This window comes from Proteus sp. GOKU (assembly GCF_015475555.1).
Classification (GTDB): Bacteria; Pseudomonadota; Gammaproteobacteria; order Enterobacterales; family Enterobacteriaceae; genus Proteus; species Proteus mirabilis_B.
In genome coordinates, this window is sequence record NZ_CP034105.1 from 346,336 (window position 1) to 364,602 (window position 18,267).

Consider the following 18,267-nt stretch of genomic DNA (forward strand, 5'->3'; position numbering starts at 1 on the left):
ATTTAGATTGAAATAGGAATGGGAATAGGCAGTCGTGGCTGTATTTCGATTAATTTTGTATTGGATTTAAGGATATCATTAAAAATATCTGGTGTTTTAGGTGCTTCGAGAGATACTATAAAAGCATATTTAATAATTGCTGCTTTAGAACCAGATATCTGATCACCTCCATCTCTTGCCATGTAATGGATTTCAAAACACGGATCATTGAGACTACTTCCTAACTTTCCTTTTTCTTCATGCAAAACAGACTCCCATTTTCCAGCATCCGAACGTAATTCAGCTTCAGTCGCAACTGTTTTCTGTTTAAAAAATGTATCTGTTTTATCAGGTGTTGGTCGCCATGTAATTTCTATACCTGCTTTTGTATACATAGATGTGTCTTGAGGATCAACTGGACTAGAAAAACAGCAGGTTGCCTTAATTTTTACCTTTCCAGTTATTCCATTTTTCGGTATTGGTAATGGAACCCTAAGATATTTGCCAGGGTAGAGTTCGCCTTGATATAGAATTTTAGCGGTACCATCTGGAGACTCGACAATTTGACTAATTGAATTGGGTATTTTCCCCCAACCAACTTCTGTTTTTTCATGCGTTGATTGATCTGCTGAATTAATCAGTAGAGCTTTAATTGCTAGTGTCGATATTTCATACCCTAAAATTGCACGTATACCAACAGCATATCGTAGGAGATAAGGTGCTGAAAAACTTGTTCCACAAATAGGTGTTAACTTTCCAAAATCAATAGAGCTTGGTATATGGAAATATTGTTTTGGTGTCCCACCAAAAGTAACTAGATCAGGTTTTACTAAACCAGGAGATCGGCCAGGACCAACTGCGCTATAAGATGCTCGTTTCCATCCTGAATCAACTTGATCAATGGCTCCTACGGAAAGAGCATTTACACAGTCAGACGGAACCTGAACCCGATCTAAGCCTAATGAATTGTTACTGTTACCATTATTTCCTGCTGCGATTGTCAGAAACGTTTCACCATCAGATAAATAAGTATCAATTAATGAGGTCCATGGATGAATTTCATCATCATCAATAGGTAGATCAGGCCCTAAACTTAGATTCATGAATTCATATTGTCTAGATAATAATATGTCTTCTAGGTGTGAAAGTGTTCTATAAAGTTCATATGGGTCTTCTTCTGCAGTTTTTTCGTCTAAAACCCTATAGTGATCGACATATGAAAATGGTCTGGGTGCTTCTTCATCAGGCCAAAGAGGACCAAAAAGAAAAGCTGAAGTTACACCTAAACCGTGTGATGGTCCATCAGGCAAATCATTTGCTGATGGATCAGAAAGATTATAGTTTGATACCCATGGCTCTAATACATGTCTATCAGGAAGTCCACCATCAAGAATGGCTACTCGAATATCAGAAGCGTAGGGATGTACGTTTGGTAGATTTACATCAGCTCCTATACTCATACCTCTAGTTAAAGGTCTAAAAGATCGCATTGAAGGTAATGGACGGATAACTCTTACAAATGAAAAGGCTGCAAGAGTTATCAATTTATTATCATCTCCAGCCATAGGAACAAACCAAAGATTGGAAACTTCAATAGCTAGGTTTTCTTTAGGTTGAAAGCCCAATTCTATTGCATAATTGATGAACGCATTTTTTATAAACTCTGAGTTCCCACCAGGAATTAGTTGTAGGCCAACTTCCCAATATCCATCATAGGCAGCAGGGTTCGCTTTTATCTTTTCGCGTTCATCAACTGTTGCTATACTCCAAATACGAAAAAGATCTGATGCGCCAGGGCTATCTTCTGAAGATAAAGATATACTTTTGGTAAATTCAGCTAGTCGCTCCCGTTTTCCTGCAACAAATATTTGAGTTGTAGGGGATTCTTTTGGTTTTCCGACTCTAGTCCACCGATCTGGTAATACATTTGTACTTTTGCTACCAACCGAACGAACTCCCATCTCTTTAAATAATGCCCTTGGGAAATGTCCTTTTGCAATGTATGAGGGATGTAACGTAATTGCGCTCACTGCAAAGTCTTTCGGGCATATATCAGTACCTAGTGTACTTAACTCTTTAGCTGTTTTTTCGAATTGTGGTTTCAGCCGAGCAATGACCTCCTCAAATGTATAAATAGGGTCTACACTAGGATTTATCCTTGGTGGTGGTTTTAATGATGTTAACTCTTCTGCTTTACCGATAATATAATTTTTTTTCTCACTCACTTTGATTCTCCTTACCCATGAGTCTCTTGCGAATAGTATCTCTACTTACATTGGTAACTTTTGATGCTTTTTGCTGCGTAAATCCAAATTGACTTACTAGTTTTACCGCGAAATTAATTTTTTCAGTTTTAGTTTTTGCATTTAAATCAAAATTAATCTGAGAAATAAAGTTGGAATCAAAATCATCCGGTTGAAGTAAATATAGTCTACGTAAATGAAGTATCTCACGCTTTATATTACTGTAGGATTGCCCGTAAAAATTTTCTTTTAATAACTCTAACCATGGCTCTAATACTTTAAAATCTTTACCGGAATATAAACGGATAGCTTCACTAACTTGCTTATTATTGGGTAATGAAAACGTAATTTCACAGTCAAAACGACGCCATAAGGCAGGATCTATTAGCTCTGGATAATTTGTAGCTGCGACGAGTAACCCTGTAGCAGGCCAGTCTTCGAGTTCTTGAAGCATAATGGTTACAAGTCTTTTTAGTTCGCCAACATCAGATTCATCTGTACGTTTTTTTGCAATAGCGTCTATTTCATCAAGTAAAAGTATCGATGGGTGAGATTTAGCATAATCAATTACATTCCTAAGGTTGTTTCCTGTTTTACCCAAAAAACTACTCATTACTGTTGTTAAATCAAGTGTATATAAAGGAATATTTAGTCTTGATGATAACCATTGCGCAGTCATTGTTTTTCCAACTCCCGGAGGACCACTAAAAATAAGTGATTTTGTGGGCGTTAAACCATTTCTAGTAAGTAAGTCAATTTTTTTTCTTTCGAGAAGAACTTGTTCTAGTTGCTTTTTTACCGATTCTTGTAAAAGGGGTTCGTCGCGATTGTTGATGTCTACCTGTTCTTTAAGGAGATTCAAAGGAATGGCGGGTTTATCATCAGTTTCATTTATCGGAAGATCGAATGAGTGGGTCTCTTTTCTCATTATTTGATGAGACCTAACTGGCTGAGTTTTTAGTAACTCTTCAATTTGTTTAGCTAGTAAAGGGTTACTCTTTCTGAGTGAGCGAATATGTTTGGCTAAGTAAAGCCTTAAGTCTTTATCCTTACCCTCGAGAGCTAGTTTGATAACGCTGACTAAATCTAGTTCCATTATAACACCATTGTCAGTTTGATTTGTAATTAATTGATTTTTAATAAATAAAACAAACCAATAACTATGACTAGTTTTTCATTAAAAAAACATTATAGCCTTTTCGCATGATAAATCTAGATGTGCTGTGTTTTTTTACAGTGTGAAAATTGTTAGTTCCATTTCTTGAGTCAACAATTATAGAAGTGATATGATTTTTTGACTGAATAGCTGATTAAATTTTATAGGTTAGCAAACAATACATACTCATCGATGATCCTAGTTAGGCCCCTGTTCTTCATCGGCCTGCCAATGATCCATTCCACCAGCTGTTCTTCAGTTCTCATCTTTAGGGCATTCAGCCAATCATCTAAAGGAAAACCCAGCATCAAATCATACAAGTACAGCCACATCACTTTATGGCGTAGATCAGGTTCATTAAACTGCTTGAATAGGCTAATCAGTTTATTAGCAAATGAAAGTTGTCCAAGGCGAACGCATTCGCTGAGAAGAATCCCCCTCTAACATGGGTTGATAACGTAGCAGACGGTTATCAACCATTAACTCACATCCATATCAGACTGTACTGATAATGGCTCAGGGAACGTTCTACCGTCGATTAAACGGTACAGGCATAGCGGGTGTGCTGTCGGTGCCAGGAAAGCGTATATCTGCTAGCATCCGCTGGACTATATAGGGATGTTAGATGCCGTGATTGATAGTGAATTTAGTAAAGCCATTTAGCTTGTATTGATAACGGCGTAGCTATGCCTCATGAGAGTCATGATACTTTTTCATTGTTAGGTTTCCGGTGTGATTTAAGTGTTGATGCTATCAGCGCAGAAAGGGTAGCGGTACGATGGTTACGCTCTGGACTCGGCAATACGTGCTTGTAACCAATTTTCAACTTCGCTCTTTAACCAGCGAGAGCTACGACCCAGCTTTATAGGCTTTGGAAACTCTCCATCTTGGATCAATTTATAAAACCACTTGTCTGTTAGTCCCGTTAAACGGGTTATAAATTTCATATCAACAAATTGGTCATCTAATAAGGGAATCGCTTGAGTACTCATTATTGAACTCCTGTCTTTAAAGTTAAAAGGCAGAAGGGATATCGATAAATGTTTAGGGATATCTCTCTTCCAAAAGATATCCCCCTCATGTTTTTTATTGGTAGATTAACGGCTGCATCCAAAAGAACGCTCGCCATCACCATAATATTTTGTATGCTCTTTGGCTAAGTAACTACAACGCTGGTTTAATTCGAATATCGTACTTTCATTGTTGGTATTATTGTTATCTAGCCAAGTAACTGCATTGTCTGGGATATGAACTAAATAACGCTTGTCAGGGAAGTTAACATCTATAGCACTACACCATGCTTGTTGTATGAATACATAGAGCGTCCCTTCGGTTTTAATAAAGTCGCCAAGACCCCAATAGACATCTTTATTTAATAGCAAAAGTACATGGTAGTGTTTTTTGTTTTTTATCTCACCAAACTCTCTGACCCATACATAAAACAAAGGGCATGAATGGTTACGCTTCCATATTTTATTTTTACGTTTTAGGTCAGCATTTATTTTTGCTTTTAACGATTCAAAAAATCGGGTGATGGCATTGGAGTCACTTAAGTGAAGTATATCCGATGAAGGAAAGCGCAAGTCCACTCGAATAGCAGTAACTCGATTATAGGTTAAGAGTGATTTACGGATGGTGTGGTTTATCTTTTGAATGTAATGCTCGTTGTAGGTGTTTCTAGACATGATTGATACCTTTGGTTGGTTTTATTTTCATATCTATAATGGATGTTGTTAAAAATAAGAATTCATCACTTTAGAAAAATGATGAGCATATGAATTAGTGAGTCAGTGACAGGGTAATGATTAATGTTCTAGGTGTAGTTATGGGATAGGTTTTCTTTATTAAGATAATACTATACCAACACGGCAAGGCTCTTCTCTATCTCATCATCGATGACCGTGACAGAGCGCTTTTGAACAAAGGTGAACTGATACTTTTTCAAGTAGATCAACTCTGATATTAATTTATCTAAAGATTATCCTTCATTCTAACTATAATTTTACTATTATAGTGATATTTAGCACGTAAATCCTGTTTCTTACATGATACAAGGTAACTATAAATGCTACGTAAAATACTACGTTAATTGCTAGGTAAGGATAAAATTTTATGATAAAAATTGACGATGATTACTTAGGTTACAGGCAGATATATGCAATAGAGTTTTATTTGTTAAAAAATAAAATCGTAATAGATCAAAACTTTAATATTGGTCATTTCACTGATAATAGAAAAGGAAAGTCTAATCGTGATCTGTTAGATGAAATAAAATTGTATATGTCAGAAAGAAATACTTTTTTAAATTTTGAAAATTGCTTGTCTTGTTATAAAGAAAATTTAATTGAAATTGGAAAAATAAAATCTTTAAAGAGTGAACGGATTTTACTTATAGTAATGAATTATTTAATGATATTTTATAATGAAAAACTAAAAGAGAATGAAAATAATCACCAAATAATGACAATGAGTAGTTATTCTCCATTTGACCTTGATGAGATGATAGGGAACGATTCTTTATTAAAATATGTAATTTGTTTTATTGACTATATTTGTATGATGGTGAGTAAAAGCAATTTTGAATTTTTGTTTTTGGATTTTTTAAATAAAAGTATGTCATATGTTAATAAATATAAAGATGTATTTTCATTTATTAATAAAACCGATGATTCATTAGATTGGTTGATTAAGAGAATGGTGAAAGAAGATGTGGAGATTTCTCGCGACATAGCTCTTTTGATAAGGAATGAAAAATGGAAGGTAATTAACTCTTGCTTTGATTACTGGGCAATCACTTCAAATCCTAAACACGTGGATTATTTTCTTTCCAGAACAAGAAAAGCATGGAGTCAAAAGAAATTCCGTGATGGCGTTAAAGGTAAAGAGGTATTGAATACCTATATATCTAAAGAATCAAAGTTAAAATTAAAAAAAATAGCAAAGCTTCATAATAAAAATATTAATGAAATTATTGAAGCTATGATTGATCAAATTGACTTACCAGAGGAACCATTAAAAAAGCTAATATTGACAGCTAAAAAGGCAAATTAAAAAAACTACAGATATATATTATTAACTTGAATAGCCACAATGATTTTTCAAGGATGTAATATGAACCTACAACCCGAATTAGGAAGGGTGATATCCGCCTTTCCTGCTTCATTTAAAAATCTGTTTTTCAACCAACTTAATCACCTAATTAGCTACTCTCCCACCATCGGCCTGATGGGAAAAACAGGGGCTGGAAAATCCAGCCTTATCAACGCTCTATTCCAATCAATCCTATCACCTGTGAGTGATGTATCCGGCTGTACACGGCATGCTCAGCGCTTCAGTATGACGATGAACAATCACACGCTTACCTTTATAGATTTACCCGGCGTAGGTGAAAGCCTTGAGCGAGATAAAGAGTATCACCAGCTCTATCGTAACTTACTGCCAGAGCTGGATTTAATCATCTGGGTACTTAAGGCCGATGATAGAGCGTGGTCTTCTGATGAACAGTGTTATCGCTTTCTCACTGAGCAATGTGGCTACCAACCTAAGCGATTTCTATTTGTGCTAAACCAAGCAGACAAGATAGAGCCTTGTCGCCAGTGGGATGAATACAAGCATCAGCCATCCCCGGAGCAAGCGGCTAACTTAGAATTGAAGCAACAAGCCGTGATAACCGCATTTAAGCCGCATCATCCTGTGATGACGGTTTCTGCGGCAGAAGGTTACCAACTGACTGAATTAGCAGAGCAATTAATACAGGTATTACCGGCAGAGGCTAGTAGCGGTGTCGCTAGGCAACTGAACAATACTTACCGGACGCAATCTGTAGAAACTTCGGCACGTAACGATTTTGGGCAATGTGTCAGTGATATTGTTGATACTTTAATCGACATCATTCCGTTGCCACCACTGATAAAAAGTACGATTGGTACGGTCAAAAATAGCATCGTCTCCGTCGCTAAGTCCCTGTGGAGCCTATTCTTTTAGCTTCTTAAATTAACGCAACATTAATGACATCTAGCGCCACTCCTTAACGGGATTGGCGCTTTTTTATTTCTTTTTAATGGAGTATCAACTAATGAATCATTCAACTGAATCTGCTATCACAATGGAATTAGTCCCTGATGAGCAACGCCTAGATTTTTGGTTCAACCATTTTGGTGCAGTAAAAGGCTGGGCTACCTTTGAAGTGGTGATCTTCACCACGATGGGTCAATTCTGCGACGAATATCATGGCGGTTACTGGGAGTACGGCTCGCTTAATAATGGCGGTGCCTTTATCTACCCCGATATCAACGCAGATACCTTAACCCTATTCAACATGCACAACGGCAATGAAGCCACCGTGAGCCAAGAGGCTGCAGGGATTGCGGTGTGTCTGATCTTGTACAGCATCTGGTCATTCCAAACAGAAAGTGAAGTGATGTGCGACCGCTTTTATCAGCTGCGTGACTACGCTTCACAACATCCCGAGTCCGCTGCCATTTTCCACTTAATTGATTAATCAGGAGTCTATCATGAGTTTATTAGCTTCGCGTTTTGGCTCTGCTAACAGTATTCGCCGTGACCGTCCACTCACCATTGAAGAATTATTTCGTACTGTACCGAGCGTTTTCTCCGAAGATAAGCATGGGTCACGCAGTGAACGTTATACTTACATTCCCACCATCACCTTGTTAGACAGCCTACAAAAAGAAGGCTTTTACCCGTTCTTTGCCTGCCAGACTCGAGTGCGTGATGTCAGCCGTCGAGAGCACACCAAGCATATGTTACGACTTCGGCGACATGACCAAATTACGGGCGTACAAGTGCCTGAAATTATTTTGCTCAATAGCCATGACGGTTCGAGTAGCTACCAGATGTTGCCGGGACTCTTTAGAGCTGTATGCTCCAACGGTTTGGTGTGCGGTGATGTATTAGGTGAAGTGCGTGTACCCCATAAAGGGGATGTGGTGGGGAAAGTGATTGAAGGGGCGTATGAGGTACTCGATACGTTTGAGCAAGTGGCTGAAAAACGCGAAAGTATGCAGTCGTTATTGTTACCCCCACCAGCCCAGCAAGCCTTTGCTGAAGCGGCTTTGACCTACCGCTTTGGTGAAGAGTTCCAGCCAATCACACGAGAGCAAATTCTACAGCCTCGACGCGTTGAAGATAAGAAAGAAGACCTTTGGACGGTGTACCAACGTTTACAAGAAAACCTGATTAAAGGGGGATTATCAGGCAGAACCGCAAAAGGTAAACGGGCCCGCACTCGTTCGGTGAATGGGATTGATGGCGATATCAAACTTAATAAAGCCCTGTGGGTGATGGCGGATACCTTATTTAACCAACTTGCTCCTCGCCAGCCCAACTAATTTTCCCGCCCTGACAGGTTGTGTCGTTACGCCCTACCTCCTTATTGTTCAAATAATCGACATAACATTATTTATCAATAAATTACTTGTAGTGGTTTTTCACTAAAAAGCCTAATGATAATTTTTCCCAACAGACATAACCTGTCAATCCCCTAAGTTAAACTCCCTTACTTCTTAATTTCCTAACGTCCGTTATTGAGAGCAATACGTTATGTTTCAGACCAACCGAAAATATGACCGCATGGCTGTGCGACTCTCTGCGCTGATTGCCCGCTTAATGGCGGGCGAAAGCCTAGTGCTCTCATGTTTAGCCCAAGAATTCCATGTTTCTGAACGCACGTTACAACGGGATTTACGTGAACGCTTGGCTTATCTGGGTGTAGAAGGTCGGCAAGGTTGTTATCGCTTGCCCATCAATACGCTAAAAGCTTATCGAGACAAAGATATTCTTACCTTTGTGAAACAGATTGGGATGACTCGATTGTTTCCGGGGCTAGACAGCCGCTTACTGGGATTACTGCTAACCCAACAACCCCATGCACCTTGTTTGATTTGGCACCACGCCCATAAGATTTCGGCTTTGCATGCCGACCATTTCTATCAATTGGTGTATGCCATTACCAGTAAGCAATCTATTAGCTTACTCACACCTGAGCGTCGTTTTAATCCACTACAACCTTATCAACTGATTTACCGTGAAGGCCAGTGGTATTTACTGGCTGAATATCATCAGCAAGTGCATGTTTTGCTGTTGGAGGATATCCAACAAGTTCAGCCGCTAAATACCCCCTTCACACCGAAACATGCAGTGATGCAATTGTCACAACAAAACAGTTTTATCGCAGCCTTACCGCATTTTCGATTGATATCACAAGTACTTACCTCTCTTCCATCACACAAAGAAAGGAGCCGACCATGACGTTATTAACCTCACCAGCATCGCATCCTACACATTGCCCTCACTGTTCTTCAGAGCAAGACATCATTGCATGGGGCTCAGGCTGGATGTGCCGCGATTGCGGTTACGAATGGGCCATGCCTATTCAAAATCACCCTCACACCGTGAATTCATCATCACATAAGGAAGCTTAGAAATATGAACACAGTTTCACACTTACAACTGGGTTTAGAACGGATCGCTGTCGTTATCAGTATTTTGTTATGCCTTTGGATCACTGGCGTATTGCTAACACATTTCCAGCTTATCGCTCTCATCATGAACCCGTATGGGATCACATTGATGTACTTCGTTTTATATCTCTTTGCTCTGGTTATCCCACAACTCTTGGCGCAATTGGGCTTATGGGTTTTGAGTGCCTTTAAGGGAGTTGATTATAAAATCCATTTCAACCCCAAATTAGTTGCCATTATCTCGTCCATCATTATCGGATTAGCCCTCTCTAGCCTACTGATTATCATGTCATCCGGTTGGCTATACGGTTTTACTGAAGGAGTTGCTACTACAATATTGTTGATTGATTTACTTATCGCCAGTGGTATTGCCTTTTATCTTCATCGGCGAATTCGTCACTGGATTTCAGTGCGACTAAACCGTCAGTCATCACATTAACTATGATCAGCAATTTTTGTTGTGGATACCTTATTCACCATTCACCCGATAACCACCGAATACGCCATATCAGGGAAAAACAAGCACCCATTAGACGGTGTTCATCAAGCGTCAATCTGACGTTTCTATTTATGTTGATAGGAATTTATAATGAAAAAATATGTATTCGTAACTGCATTAGCCTCACTGTGGTTGATAACATCACCAGCTTCTGCCACCAGCCAGCCCCCTAAAAATACCATCTGGGAGTATAAAGATGATGGCGGTAAAACCTTATGGCAAGTGTGTGGAAGCCAAAACAGTACCTGTAGGATTGTAGGCTCAACCAAGCATTATGTTGCTGTACTGAATCATAAATCCGCATCAGGTTGTGCATTTGGTGATTTCTACATCGTGGCAAGAACTGACGGAAACTGGCAACAACGCGATACAGGCACTTGTAGCCCTAACGCCTACGTCCAAAAAGGATACATAAATAACGGGCAATATTCGTCAGTTGATATTGGTGTCAACGGTACTATCGTCAAACGCTATCCGATAGGTTACTGGAACCAGCAAAAAGAATTATCAGGTAAAAAACGCCCACATTGGAAAGAAAAAGACCGTACTAAAGGTGGATTGCAAACCAACCAACAATAAATAACATTCTCGCTACCGTTACTTGCGGTAGTGAGGGCAATAAAAGATAACTAAAGGTAACGTAATGAATAAGATAAAAATCCTATTTGCGATAGGACTATTAGCAGTTAGTGCATTTAGCTTGGCTGAAGAACAACAGCGTTATGCGAGCATCACGCATACAAGTTCAAACTTTATTAACCAAGGTTACTGTGGTTACTCATTTACCCTTGATAATGGCGGTAGCCATATGGTTCTAGACCACGCGGAGTTTGGTGCGCTTGAGATAACCTTGAGAATGAAAGATAGGCAAGGAAAGGTATTAGGGGATACGGTACTGGAAGTGGAACCTTTTGGCGATTCTAGCGCAACGCGTGCCACCTTTGCAGGACTGGAAATACCTTGTGATGATGTCGTTGAGTTTGAAGTGGTTAAAGCGGTAGAAGATCAGAACGGGCGTAAGGTTGAATTACCACTATCAATCTTTGAGGCGAATAATCCAGAGTTGGCGAAGATGTCGGTGGCTGGAAAAAAATAATTTTAGTTGTATTTATTCTGCCCTAAATGGAGAGCATTACAATCAGCGTTTTATATTAGCTTAATAGTTTGACTTGATAGTATTGATACTATCAAGTCAATTTTTGGTAGTGAAAACTAATTATCAACCAAAGCCTAGACTGTCATATATAACACTACTACAAATCAGTTAAGTTACTTAACGTTGCCAATCATCAGCTATCAGTTGCCAATCAACTTTGCGAGGATTTTCTCCAGTATTAGACCATACGTCCCAAAAATCAGGATCGTCAGATTGAGGTCTTTGTGTTTCAGTAAGCTCTCTCATTCTAACTAAAACCGGAAGTTCAGAAGCCCATCCTAGTAAAATAGCATGCCGAGATGGTAGAGATGGCAACTCCCTCAATAATCCCCTCATATTATCGGGAACAAGCCTATGGACTTGCTCTTGGTCTCTATCATTACTAATCCGGTGCAACAAAAAAGTATTACATTGAGACAACACTGTTGGAGATAACTCTGACGGCCGTTGGGACGAAACCACAAGACCTAATCCAAATTTTCGTCCTTCTCGAGCTATTTTTTCAAATACTTTGCAGCATATGTCGGAGACTGACTGACCCTCACTATCCTCTTTGTAGCGTTTAATAAATGTATGAGCTTCCTCTGCAACCATAACTGTTGGCAGTGGTTTTCCATTTAGCCTTCGATAACGTTGTAGTGCTTCAAAAGTAACCCTGGAAATTACAGCAGTTACCAAATGTATTATTTCATTTGGTACCAGTGATAAATCGATTACGGTTATAGAACTTTGCCCATCTATCCCTAGAAAAGTGTTTAACCAATTAGTTAAACTGATAGGCTCTTCAGAATCATTTGTTACTACACTTATTCGGGTGTCACCTAACATTGTCCGAATACGAGTCAGAAGAAACTCCACGAACTGCTCTGTACCTGTTTCTTGGGCTAAGGCTTCGAGATACGCTACAAAATCGTCACCTTTAAAACGAATAGGCGCATCTTCACTTTTCGGAAGAAGTTCTTGCTCGTCCCCACCAAGCGTAGCATGCGCATTTTTTAATTCGCTAATCAACTGATCAGTGTCGGAAACTTCAGGTTTTGACGGCCACTGTACACCTGTTCGAGTGGAGAGATACACATTAATCGTGTTTATTAGGTTATCAAAAGGTTTTTTATCGATTTTTTCATTCAACGTGGAGAGACTATTAGCCCATGAGGTTAAACTTTCAACGAAACCTTTCGCATGACCGCCATTTACATATATCTGGCCTTGGCTTGCTAATTGTCTCATTGACACGAGAAGGATACCGCAAAAGTGTTTCGCTTGAATTGTCACATTATCTTCTGACAAAACAGCATTTCTCATAGCCCTCAGAGCTCGGCGCAATAAGGGAAGTTGAACTTTTGAACTTGCTTGAGTAAAAGCAGCCCATTCAGAACTATTCCATAACCATGACGGCACTTTAAGTTCAATTTCTTCAGCATCCGTGTTAGCTTCTACACGTAATAGCTTACCCTTGTATTTTGATTTTGGTCCGAATGCTCTACTGTATTCTCCATTTGGATCAAGTATTATGAACCGAGCATTAGGAGTTTGTTCCTGTTGCAAAACTGCATCTAAAGACCATTGAATTAACCCCGCCACTGAGCATGATTTACCACTACCTGTATTACCCAAGACAGCTATATGTCGTCCAAAAAGCCTATCAGGGTCCACTTTTATTTCTGCATTGTTAGCTAGGGGGCTATCCCCTATTTTTACTCTTCTATTGTCACCTGACTCGATTATTGATTTTAATTGCTCGTCAGTGGGCAGGAGCACTGAGTCACCTACCGAGGGAAAAGCATCTGTTCCTCTTGTGAACTTGAAACCTTCGTTTTTTCTATCAACTCTTAACGTGCCAACAGGATTGATGCTGAGCTTTTTAAGTGGAAAAGGAAGGTCTATCAAGCCAAAATCTTGCAATCCCCTTCTTTTAGGGTATGGTGAATGTTCTACGGCAATCCACTCAACCTGCCCAACAAGAAATCCATCATCACTACTTATAAGTACATAACTATTTATTCGAGGAAAATTACGAGGTGAGCCACCTTGAAGCGATACGGAATCTGGAGAGTCAATCTCTAAAGAAACTCTGATTTCACTAGGCGATACAAAACCAACAGTTCCAATTCTTAATTGCTCTAACCTTTCAATTGGTAAGTAGCTCATAGTGATACCTCGGAGTCAGTTGAATTACCTAATTCTTTTGGCTGCATGAATCCCCTTTGCTTGAGCAATTCAGCCATCTTTATTGATGCTTTATCAATAGCAGGTTTAGGTAGATAGTTATCAACTAAAGTTTTAAGATCTCCTAAATGATCTCCCATTAACAGAGTGATCTGAGCTTTTCTTCCACTCTTAGTAATGAAATTCATAATTCTTCCAAGTGGATCTCCGAAGGCTATTATGACTATATGAGTCGAAGGAACTGTAAGCATGTCTTCAATTACCCTATTGATATGCTCATCACCAAAGCTATAGCCATAGGTGACTAATGTGCTATTTGGACGGCTAGTTGCTGCTGCAAAATCTCGAAATAGCTCAACATAAGGGTACTCGGCAGTTTCTCTATCTTTTACTGAATTAGGATAAATCATGAGCTGTTCATAGCTATTGCTTTCATGACCTTCGGCTTCTAAAAACGGATCAACAGAGCGTGCCCCAAAAGGTAAACCAAAGCGCCGAATTGCACTATTTTGTTCATGCCAATCAAGGGAACCATGAAGCTTAGTAAAACGCGCAACTCCTTCTAAATATCTTGGTTCGCCACGGATTCCAGGAGGATTATAGTGATAATCAACTTCTAATCTTGAAGAACGAAACACTGGAGCGATACTTCCTACAAAGCGATCTATAAGTCTCAAGCCAGCAAGCTCCGCACCTACTTCGATAATACGGTCGTAGTTTGTTGTGAAAATATGTAACCTATCGCGAGTGGCAGTTCTACTTGCAAAGCTCATCAAGAAGCTCACCAGATAATTGAATGTTTCCTCTTTTCGCTTAGGGTCAGCATTTTTAATCAAGTATTCTCCAGTACTTACAGATCTTGAAAACTCACCTAGGCATCGAGAAAGCTCTCCCCTAAGTGCTTTCAAATCAGCTTTTAGATTTCTATAAGCAACATGAGGAGCTGGAGGGTTTTCAGGTTGAGGGGTATTCAGCACTGTCAGAATTTCAAGCCCTTTAATAAGTTCATTAATAGCTCTAATTTGATCTTCTATATTTCCCTTATCGCGGCCAGCAGCTTGGGCGGCTTGGGTAGCAAATGTATCTATTTCACTTTGACATACTGCTAGGTCGCTTATCCAGCCCATTCCTGCTGGAGGTAAACCTGTAGCAGACATTTGAATAGATGTGCTTAAACCTGCACCGATCAATAAGTTTAAATGTTCGGATTGGAAGAGTGCGGTTAGCCAAGGCTCGATATTTTGGCGTAAATTCTCTATTGATATTTCTGCTTCCTGTTTTCCCCATGCACAGTTTGCCGATAGGGTAAAAGGATAAGAGTAGGAATCAGCTTGCTCGCTAGAGTTTGGTAACAGTCTAATAATTTCGGGTACACTACCAACCTTTATGTACTGAATATTCATAAACACACTTCTTTTATTTGTATAAAAAACATAATGTTGTAGGCATAAAGGAGAGCTACTAGTATGATAATTTAAGTTATTGCTTTTGAATCTTATGCCTACAAGGCTCTAAAATCCTCAGAGTATCATCTATACAACCCCAAGGTATCCAACATGCTTTCTAACTTAGCAAGGTTAAATATCAACCTATTAGCATATAAGCTCTTATGATTCAACATAGGTGGAAGAAATGCGTGAGAAGAGTTTTTAAATTTATTGATATGCACATGCAGAAATGATTTGATCAAATTCTAAAACGATTGAGAGACAATATGGGCTATGAAAAGTCATTCCCAGAGGGAACGGTGTTTGAATAGGCGGAAAAATACGGGAAATATATCATCTCATATGCGTGCCTCTTCTTCATAAATCAATTAGTAATTGCTCCTACTTAGATGAGGAGGGCTGTTAGCAGCTGATCAGCTATCCTACTCTATCTGACCAAAGATAAGCGAGTAACTATGAAGTATCAGTAGCTAACCGAGAGGCAATGATACCAGATCTTGATGCTGCATGAAGATAACTTATAAGATTATATTGTTTCATCAGCATCACGATTACTTGTATTAGATAACCATCAGAGAAAGTAAGAATTTTATCTGTTGGTACATGCGTTGGTATAAATAAATTTATACTTTAATATTTTAATTTAGATCATGAGGTTAAGTGTTATGTACGAGTCCGGCCTTCGCACCAAAAATCAGACGCTAAAAGCGTCTTTTTTTATGCCTGAAATTTATGGTTTGTGGGGTGTTACCCTTCCACTTACCCTTCCTCGCTATACTAAAACCAACTCACATCAAGTATCTGCTATTGCATGTTGTGGGTATAAGCGTTTTGGTATCTCTCGATTCGATAATAGTTTGTACCAACGGCTCAAAATGTTGGCACTGGGTGTTTACCCTGATATTTCACTTGCAGAAGCTAGAGAGAAAGTTAATTGCTAATGGTTTTGATCCCAATGAAAAATGCAAATAAGTGAAAGAAGAGCAATAAAAAGAATTTGATACATTTGAGAAGGTTGCACGTGATTGGCATGCAACCAATCAGCGATGGTCAGAAGGGCATAGCCATCGAGTTCTCAAAAGCCTTGAGGACAATATCTTTGCTGCTATTGGTAAACGCAATATTGCTGAACTGAAAACTCGCGATCTACTCGAACCTATCAAGGCCGTAGAGATGTCTGGACGTCTCGAGGTGGCTGCACGTTTGCAACAACGCGTGACAGCCATTATGCGTTATGCCGTACAAAGTGGTTTAATCGACTATAACCCAGCGCAAGATATGGCGGGTGCAGTCGCCACAGGTAAGCGAGTCCATAGAGCAGCCTTAGAGCAGCCTTAGAGCTTAAACGTCTACCTGAGTTCTTACAACGTATCGATGATTATAAGGGAAGGCCTTTAACTAAACTTGCCGTCAAACTTACCTTGTTAGTTTTCATTCGTTCTAGTGAACTGCGCTTTGCTCGTTGGGATGAAATCGATTTTGAAAATGCTATGTGGACGATCCCCGCAGAACGTGAAGCGATAGAAGGGGTTAAGCACTCACATCGCGGATCAAAAATGCGCACTACCCATTTAGTCCCTTTAAGTCGACAAGCCATTGAGATCTTAAAACAGATCTATCAATTCAGCGGCAATCATGAGTTGATCTTTATCGGCGATCACAATCCTAGAAAACCCATGAGTGAAAACACGGTAAACAATGCATTACGTGTGATGGGCTATGACACTAAAACGGAGGTGTGTGGGCATGGTTTTAGAACAATGGCGTGTAGCTCGTTGATTGAGTCAGGCTTGTGGTCGAAGGATGCGGTAGAACGACAAATGAGCCACCAAGAACGCAACTCAGTAAGAGCTGCTTATATTCATAAGGCTGAGCATATTGAGGAGCGGCGATTGATGGTGCAGTGGTGGGCAGATTATTTGGATGTGAATAGGGAGAAAGAAATTTCGCCGTTTAGTTTTGCTAAGCCGGGTAATCCATTAAAGGCAATTTAAATTAGATTATTGAATTGTTGGGGGAATAAATGAAAGCTAGCAGGGCTTAGTTTCCGTCATTTGGTAAATATGATACTACATGAAAAAATCTATAACCCAGAGCGGATAAAAAACCAGCCTTGCTTGTATCGGTAAAAATGCGAACCGTGCTAATTATAACAATGTTCAGTATATGAGGTAGGGAGATGATGCAAGCTACAAGCTGTAGTTGAGAGGGATATTGATTACAGCGTCTTGACAGAGACATCTTTCCAATGGTTAGACCTAGCAGCTCGTTTAGGTGAGCGATACAGCTCTTTATAGCAGTACTCTAGGAATGAATTCATTGCCAATACATCAACTGGCCCCATTTTAACCATATAAGAGGTAAATTATCTACCTAGTGCTCATTTCGGTACTAAATGGTTTTTATTTAATGCTCGACAATCTCACCTTATGTATATTTGTTCTATTTTTTTGCATTAACTTTAATGATGCAATTTCATCTTGACATTTAACTAGGATTAATAGATTATTTTTGCATCATTGGCGATGAAGAGGGTGTGAGTGTGAAGCTCAAACAGATAGCAACCATCAATGCTGGCTATCCATTTCGAGGGAAACTTCCTGAAGTGCCAGGCTCTGCTGTAGTAGCAGTTCAGATGAAGGATGTTTCTCTAACCGAAGGGATTCGCTGGTCAGACTGTTTAGAAACAGAGCTAACCGGTAAGCGTGAACCCGACTACCTTACTACAGGTAATATTTTGGTGGCTGCCCGAGGCAGTCATAACTACGCCGTACAAGTGGATAAGTTACTGGCTACCACAGGTAAACAGGCCGTTGCCGCGCCACATTTTTTTGTGGTCAGCCTGAAGAAGAAAGACATTCTGCCTGAGTTTATGGTGTGGTTACTGAATCAAGTACCGGCTCAGCGGTATTTTGAGCAGAACGCCGAAGGCACCTTAACAAAAAGTATTCGCCGCAGTGTGCTGGAAGATGCCCCTGTCGTTGTTCCGTCACTTGCCAAGCAGCGAGCAGTCATTGCGATGGCCAACACTTTGGGTGAAGAGCAAAGGCTGATTCAGAGGTTAGTAAACAACGGTGAACGCGTGATGGGCGTAATCGCCAACGAATTGTATCAGGCGCATTGCCACTAAACAGC

The 18,267-nt window shown here is 39.6% G+C and carries 16 protein-coding genes and 1 pseudogene; 11 read left to right on the forward strand and 6 right to left on the reverse strand.

Features of this window, described 5'->3' with window-relative positions; all coding sequences use genetic code 11:
• Positions 1 to 2: 2 nt before the first annotated feature.
• The 4 genes from EHE21_RS01725 to EHE21_RS01740 form a co-directional block, all read right to left on the reverse strand.
• Entirely contained in the window at positions 3 to 2,204 is a 2,202-nt protein-coding gene (locus tag EHE21_RS01725) for a S8 family peptidase (RefSeq protein WP_194951675.1), read from the reverse strand.
• A complete protein-coding gene (locus EHE21_RS01730) occupies positions 2,197 to 3,318 on the reverse strand; it encodes an AAA family ATPase (RefSeq protein WP_161779067.1) in 1,122 nt (373 codons plus the stop codon). Before EHE21_RS01730 ends, EHE21_RS01725 begins: the two co-directional genes overlap by 8 nt.
• Positions 3,319 to 4,160: 842 nt before the next feature.
• On the reverse strand, positions 4,161 to 4,370 hold the full coding sequence (locus EHE21_RS01735; RefSeq protein WP_066749988.1) for a helix-turn-helix transcriptional regulator: 210 nt from the start codon (positions 4,368 to 4,370) through the stop codon (positions 4,161 to 4,163).
• Positions 4,371 to 4,475: 105 nt separating this feature from the next.
• Complete coding sequence (locus EHE21_RS01740) at positions 4,476 to 5,063, reverse strand: inovirus Gp2 family protein (protein WP_161779066.1); 588 nt, start codon at positions 5,061 to 5,063, stop codon at positions 4,476 to 4,478.
• A gap of 427 nt (positions 5,064 to 5,490) precedes the next feature.
• Here EHE21_RS01740 and EHE21_RS01745 point away from each other — a divergent pair, with 427 nt between their 5' ends.
• The 9 genes from EHE21_RS01745 (at position 5,491) to EHE21_RS01785 (ending at position 11,455) form a co-directional block, all read left to right on the forward strand.
• Complete coding sequence (locus EHE21_RS01745) at positions 5,491 to 6,429, forward strand: hypothetical protein (protein ID WP_194951676.1); 939 nt, start codon at positions 5,491 to 5,493, stop codon at positions 6,427 to 6,429.
• A 60-nt stretch (positions 6,430 to 6,489) separates the two neighbouring features.
• Positions 6,490 to 7,362 carry a GTPase family protein gene (locus EHE21_RS01750; RefSeq protein ID WP_161779064.1) on the forward strand — a complete coding sequence of 291 codons (873 nt, stop codon included), beginning with the start codon at positions 6,490 to 6,492 and terminating at the stop codon, positions 7,360 to 7,362.
• A 91-nt stretch (positions 7,363 to 7,453) separates the two neighbouring features.
• Complete coding sequence (locus tag EHE21_RS01755; RefSeq protein WP_194951677.1) at positions 7,454 to 7,879, forward strand: antirestriction protein; 426 nt, start codon at positions 7,454 to 7,456, stop codon at positions 7,877 to 7,879.
• A 13-nt stretch (positions 7,880 to 7,892) separates the two neighbouring features.
• Positions 7,893 to 8,729, forward strand: coding sequence for a DUF932 domain-containing protein (locus EHE21_RS01760; protein ID WP_161779063.1), 837 nt, complete (start codon positions 7,893 to 7,895; stop codon positions 8,727 to 8,729).
• A 211-nt stretch (positions 8,730 to 8,940) separates the two neighbouring features.
• Positions 8,941 to 9,648: a helix-turn-helix transcriptional regulator gene (locus tag EHE21_RS01765; protein ID WP_099432982.1), complete on the forward strand. Its 708-nt coding sequence runs from the start codon at positions 8,941 to 8,943 to the stop codon at positions 9,646 to 9,648.
• Positions 9,645 to 9,821, forward strand: coding sequence for a hypothetical protein (locus EHE21_RS01770; protein WP_194951678.1), 177 nt, complete (start codon positions 9,645 to 9,647; stop codon positions 9,819 to 9,821). Before EHE21_RS01765 ends, EHE21_RS01770 begins: the two co-directional genes overlap by 4 nt.
• A gap of 4 nt (positions 9,822 to 9,825) precedes the next feature.
• On the forward strand, positions 9,826 to 10,299 hold the full coding sequence (locus tag EHE21_RS01775; RefSeq protein ID WP_099432981.1) for a hypothetical protein: 474 nt from the start codon (positions 9,826 to 9,828) through the stop codon (positions 10,297 to 10,299).
• Between the two features lie 150 nt (positions 10,300 to 10,449).
• Complete coding sequence (locus EHE21_RS01780) at positions 10,450 to 10,938, forward strand: hypothetical protein (protein ID WP_194951679.1); 489 nt, start codon at positions 10,450 to 10,452, stop codon at positions 10,936 to 10,938.
• A gap of 64 nt (positions 10,939 to 11,002) precedes the next feature.
• Entirely contained in the window at positions 11,003 to 11,455 is a 453-nt protein-coding gene (locus EHE21_RS01785; RefSeq protein WP_194951680.1) for an IrmA family protein, read from the forward strand.
• A gap of 177 nt (positions 11,456 to 11,632) precedes the next feature.
• Here EHE21_RS01785 and EHE21_RS01790 read toward each other — a convergent pair whose 3' ends face one another.
• Positions 11,633 to 13,666 (reverse strand): ATP-binding protein, encoded by a 2,034-nt coding sequence (locus tag EHE21_RS01790; protein ID WP_099432979.1) that lies wholly within the window; start codon positions 13,664 to 13,666, stop codon positions 11,633 to 11,635.
• The gene (locus tag EHE21_RS01795) at positions 13,663 to 15,087 is read right to left on the reverse strand and encodes an SIR2 family protein (protein ID WP_060561462.1); all 1,425 of its coding nucleotides are present in this window, start codon (positions 15,085 to 15,087) and stop codon (positions 13,663 to 13,665) included. Before EHE21_RS01795 ends, EHE21_RS01790 begins: the two co-directional genes overlap by 4 nt.
• A 917-nt stretch (positions 15,088 to 16,004) precedes the next feature.
• Between EHE21_RS01795 and EHE21_RS01800 the strand changes: the two are divergent.
• Together EHE21_RS01800 and EHE21_RS01805 are read left to right on the forward strand one after the other, a co-directional pair.
• Positions 16,005 to 17,126, forward strand: a pseudogene (locus tag EHE21_RS01800) (tyrosine-type recombinase/integrase); the annotation flags it as partial.
• 548 nt (positions 17,127 to 17,674) lie between these two features.
• Positions 17,675 to 18,262: a restriction endonuclease subunit S gene (locus tag EHE21_RS01805; protein ID WP_194951681.1), complete on the forward strand. Its 588-nt coding sequence runs from the start codon at positions 17,675 to 17,677 to the stop codon at positions 18,260 to 18,262.
• Positions 18,263 to 18,267: the final 5 nt, after the last annotated feature.